The organism is Inquilinus sp., from assembly GCF_057815775.1.
The window spans coordinates 1-1,608 of the sequence record NZ_JBYRFX010000462.1 but is presented as its reverse complement, the minus strand read 5'-3'; the positions used below and the strand labels follow the sequence as shown (position 1 = coordinate 1,608).

3 protein-coding genes are annotated in these 1,608 nt (G+C 68.3%); all 3 read right to left on the bottom strand.

The window, feature by feature from the left end; genetic code table 11:
• The coding region (locus tag AC3XYG_RS16450) for a calcium-binding protein (RefSeq protein ID WP_489140929.1) at window positions 1-662 on the bottom strand (662 nt) is incomplete at its 3' end.
• Between the two features lie 56 nt (window positions 663-718).
• Window positions 719-1,123 (bottom strand): nuclear transport factor 2 family protein, encoded by a 405-nt coding sequence (locus AC3XYG_RS16445; protein WP_489140928.1) that lies wholly within the window; start codon window positions 1,121-1,123, stop codon window positions 719-721.
• 253 nt (window positions 1,124-1,376) lie between these two features.
• Window positions 1,377-1,608, bottom strand: a 232-nt coding sequence (locus AC3XYG_RS16440; protein ID WP_489140927.1) for a response regulator transcription factor, incomplete at its 5' end; no start/stop codon positions are given.

Sequence of the window (1,608 nt, the reverse complement as noted above, 5' to 3'; positions counted from 1 at the left end):
TCGATGCCCTGGAGATAGTCGCCCTCGGCGTCGCCGCCATGGGCGCTCTGGGCCCCCAGGTCGATCTGCACCCCGGATGCGCTGGCGTAGTAATCGGCGCGGTCATAGCCGTCGCCGCCGATCAGGAAGTCGCCGCCGGCCTCACCGCGCAGGATGTCGTCGCCGGCGCCGCCATCCATCCAGTCGCCGCCCTCGCCGCCTTCGAGGTTGTCGTTGCCGTCGCCGCCGATGAGGGTGTCGTTGCCGGCCAGCCCGGACAGGAAGTCGTTGCCGGCGTTGCCGACCAGCACGTTGTAGACGCTGGAGCCGACGATGTAGTCGTCGCCCTCGGTGGCATAGACATTCTCGATGTCGGCGTAGACGGTGTCGCCATCGGCCTCGCCGCCATGGCTGGAACCGCCGATGACGATTTCGACCGCGGCGCCGCTGTAGAAGATCGAATCCTGGCCGTCGCCGCCATGCAACTGGTCGCCGCCGGCACCGCCAGTCAGGTCGTCGTCGCCGCTGTCGCCCCACAGGGCATCGTCGCCGGCGCCGCCGAACAGTGAGTCGTTGCCGGCGACCCCGAGCAGCACATCGCTGCCGCCTTCGCCATACAGTTCGTCACCATCGATGCTGCCCTGGGTGACGTCGTTCGCGTCGCTGCTGTGCCAGACGGTCATGGGGTGCTCCGGGAAAAACAGGCTTCTGGGTCAGGGGATGCCGGCGCGCGGGCCGGTCAGGCCAGGGGCTTCCAGGTCTCGAACACCTGTTCGCGGGCGATCTTGCCGTCGCGCATGTGGAACACATGCAGCAGCCGGATCTCGACCCGGTCGCCGATGGCGAAGGACGGGGCGGCGAAGCCGCCGGCCATCAGCCGGCAGCGGACCAGGCAATCGTCGACCACCCGGTCCGCGGTGGCGAAGCGGTCCAGCGGCACGATCTCGACATCGGCGATCGACGCGAAGATGCGTTCGTAATTCGCCTGGATCGCCGCCTTGTCGGTCAGCACCGTGCCGGCGGCGAGAACCTCCATCACGATATCGTCGGTGTAGAGGTCCATCACCGACGCCGGGTCCTGGGCTTCGCCGCGGATATGGGCGTCGACGGTGGCAAGGTTGATGGCAATCGCATCGACAGGCATTCGGGTCACTCTTCGATCAGGCGCATGGCGCCGGGCTTCCGCGGTCCGTCGGACCGATGATGGGGACACCTGCCCTGTTCCATGGCGTTGATCGTGATGCGTCCTGCCGCAAAGCCGCTGGCGGCTGCCGGGTTTTCCGGTGGGTCACGTTGGGCCGCAGTGTCCCGAAATGACCGGACCGGCTCAATCCCTGAAGATTAGGGGAGGGCCCTGAAGATCAGGGGGAGGACCCAGGACCGGAAGACGGTGGGAATCAGCCCTCGAGCAGGCCGAGCACCAGCGCCATGGCCACCGCCTCGCTGCGGCTGGTCGCCTGCAGCTTGCGCATCGCCGCGTCGACATGCTCGTTGACCGCCTGGGCCGGCAGCGCGAGCTGGCGGGCGATGTCGCTGCTGGAGGCACCGCGGGCGATCAGGGCCAGGCAGTCGCGCTCGCGCCAGGTCAGGTCGGTCTTGGTCTGCAGCAGGCCGATGGCCGTGCGCCGC